The organism is Vreelandella glaciei (assembly GCF_013415125.1).
In the GTDB taxonomy this organism is placed as follows: Bacteria; Pseudomonadota; Gammaproteobacteria; order Pseudomonadales; family Halomonadaceae; genus Vreelandella; species Vreelandella glaciei.
In genome coordinates, this window is the sequence record NZ_JACCDE010000072.1 from 1 (window position 1) to 2,613 (window position 2,613).

Below are 2,613 nucleotides of genomic sequence, written 5' to 3' on the forward strand. Positions count from 1 at the left end.
TAAGCTAAACGATAGACCAAGAAAGCGGCTGGGATACCGAACCCCAGCCCAGGTGTTCTTAGGTGAATACTCAGGAGCGCTAGAAACCGCAGGTGCTGCACTTATTAGTTGAATTCAGGGAGTAAGAGGCACGCCACCCCTCCCCTAATTGCCCAGCGATTATTACCACAGGTATATCCCTTTCACTGGCAACTCTGGCAATGCCAATCGGCGTTTTACCTGCCAAACTTTGACCATCTAAACGCCCTTCTCCTGTAATGACTAAGTCAGCATCATTAAGATGATTGTTAAAGTTGACTTGTTGCATTACAACGTCGATACCAGGCTTAAGCGTTGCCTTTAAAAAAGCCATTGCCGCATAACCCATTCCTCCAGCAGCACCAGCACCTGGAAAGTCGCTGACATCGACGCCAGTCGCTTCGCTGACTTTTTGGGAGAAATTGGCTAGCAATGCGTCAAGGATAGAAACATCCGCTGGCGAGGCGCCTTTTTGGGGGCCATAAATCGCACTGGCCCCATTAGCGCCTAAAAGGGGGTTATCAACATCAACCGCTGCTACTACTTGTAAATGTTTTAAACGTTGATCCAATCCCGAAAGATCAACTTTATCCAGCTTAAATAAGCTCTCAGTCACGGGAGGGAGTTCACTGCCCTCTTTATCGAGAAGCTTCCCCCCTAAAGCAACTAGCATTCCAGCCCCAGCGTCATTAGTCGCACTTCCGCCTAAAGTTATAACAAGAGACTTAGCGCCCTTATTTAAAGCTTGATTAATGAGCTGTCCAACTCCATACGTAGTACTTCTATAAATGGAGTTCTTTTCAACATCGACATACTGAAGCCCGCAGGCTTCTGCGAGCTCCACATAAGCTGTTGAGCTAGCGCTATGCCAACCCCACGCGGCACGACGCGATCCACCAAAAGCATCAACTACTTCTGTATGGAACACGGCAGCCCCCGTAGAGGAAGCTAAGGCATCAAGGGTTCCTTCTCCCCCATCGCCCATAGGACACTTAATAGTGATTGCGTGTGGGAAAGCACGAACGATACCTTTTTCCATCGCAACCGCTGCAGCCTGAGCCGATAACGCACCTTTGTAACTATCAGGAGCAATAACAATTTTCATTTACTAGCCCCTCTAAAGAGGAAAGCCGTAGGTATTAAGCATCAAAATAACACCACTGATGCTCTCAGCCGCTTCAAGAACATACTTCTTGAAGCCACGACCATGCCTTTATTGTTGTTCAATATCAGAACAGATGGCCTGAGTAACATCGCGCGTATTCGCTGAGCCACCTAGGTCTTTTGTTTGTAGGCCAGAGTCAGTCAGCCGCTCAATGGCTGCCATTAGTCGTTCTGCCGCAGTAGCTTCCCCCAAGTGCTCAAGCATCATGGCAGCTGTCCAAAAGGACCCCACTGGGTTGGCAATACCTTGCCCGGCAATATCAAATGCTGAACCATGGATAGGTTCAAACATGGAAGGGTAAATCCTTTCTGGATTCAGGTTTGCGGTTGGCGCAATACCTAGACTGCCTGAAAGGGCAGCTGCCAAATCAGATAAAATGTCGGCATGGAGGTTGGTTGCAACAATAACGTCCATCGTCTCCGGCTTGAGAACCATGCGAGTAGTCGCAGCATCCACAAGCTCCCGATCAATTTTTACATCAGGGAAGTCTTTTGCGACTTCAAAGAACACCTCATCCCACAGCACCATGCCGTGCCGCTGAGCGTTAGACTTGGTGACTAGCGTCAGTTTTTTGCGAGGACGGCTTTGTGCTAGTTTGAACGCAAAACGATGGATTCGCTCGATCCCTTTCCGCGTGAAAACAGACACTTCAGTTCCGACTTCCTCAGGGTGCCCTTGGTGAACTCGGCCACCGTTACCTGAATATTCACCTTCGCTATTTTCTCTAACAATTATCCAATCAATCTCTTCAGCGCCTTTTAAGCGGCTGTTAACACCTGGCAGGACCCGAGCGGGACGTACATTCGCGTATTGATCAAAGCCTTGGCAGATAGCGAGCCGAAGCTCCCAAAGGGAAACGTGATCGGGGACATCTTGGCTACCCACGGCACCGAAGTAGATAGCGTCAAATTTTGAAAGTTTATCTAGCCCTCCTTCAGGAATGTACTCGCCCTGGCTAAGGTAGCGCTGGGAGCTCCAATCAAAGTCCTCGAATTCAAAATGGAAATCCCCACTTTTTTTCGCCAACGTTTCAAGCACTTTTTTGCCTGCCTCAATCACTTCGAGGCCGATTCCATCACCAGGAATAACTGCAACACGATGACTACGCATATATACTGCTCCTACCTATCTAGTTTTTTATATGAAAATACGCTTGCTTGGCACTACAGACATTAGATGACATGGTGAAATGACTTCAATATACCTTCAGTTAATACAGAAACAACCAAGAGTTAATAATCATGGTTAGCAATGATTTCGAGTTTTTTATATTAATTTGTCAATCTGGAAGTATATCTAAAGCAGCTAACCTGGATTTCTCATAGTACCTCAGCCAGTACCGCACTCAGGCTGTAACACCGCTAAACACCTACTGGCTCGACTTACATCGGCTACTTTTTAACCACTTTCCGTCCTTCAGACACACTTCC

2 protein-coding genes and 1 pseudogene are annotated in these 2,613 nt (G+C 47.5%); 1 reads left to right on the plus strand and 2 read right to left on the minus strand.

The genetic code is table 11. The features are described from left to right. Positions 1–112 (plus strand): annotated as a pseudogene (locus HZS80_RS23775) (IS30 family transposase); the annotation flags it as partial. On the opposite strand, the gene HZS80_RS23140 reads toward HZS80_RS23775, so the two are convergent. Then, positions 80–1,123: a glycerate kinase gene (locus tag HZS80_RS23140; protein ID WP_179917450.1), complete on the minus strand. Its 1,044-nt coding sequence runs from the start codon at positions 1,121–1,123 to the stop codon at positions 80–82. The pseudogene HZS80_RS23775 and the gene HZS80_RS23140 sit on opposite strands and share 33 nt — an antisense overlap. A gap of 108 nt (positions 1,124–1,231) precedes the next feature. Next, the gene (locus HZS80_RS23145) at positions 1,232–2,293 is read right to left on the minus strand and encodes a tartrate dehydrogenase (protein ID WP_179917451.1); all 1,062 of its coding nucleotides are present in this window, start codon (positions 2,291–2,293) and stop codon (positions 1,232–1,234) included. Positions 2,294–2,613: the final 320 nt, after the last annotated feature.

Bases quoted from the DNA above. Each gene is read 5' to 3' on its own strand.
- HZS80_RS23140 (WP_179917450.1), bottom strand. From the start codon at position 1,123: ATGAAAATTGTTATTGCTCCTGATAGTTACAAAGGTGCGTTATCGGCT.
- HZS80_RS23145 (WP_179917451.1), bottom strand. From the start codon at position 2,293: ATGCGTAGTCATCGTGTTGCAGTTATTCCTGGTGATGGAATCGGCCTC.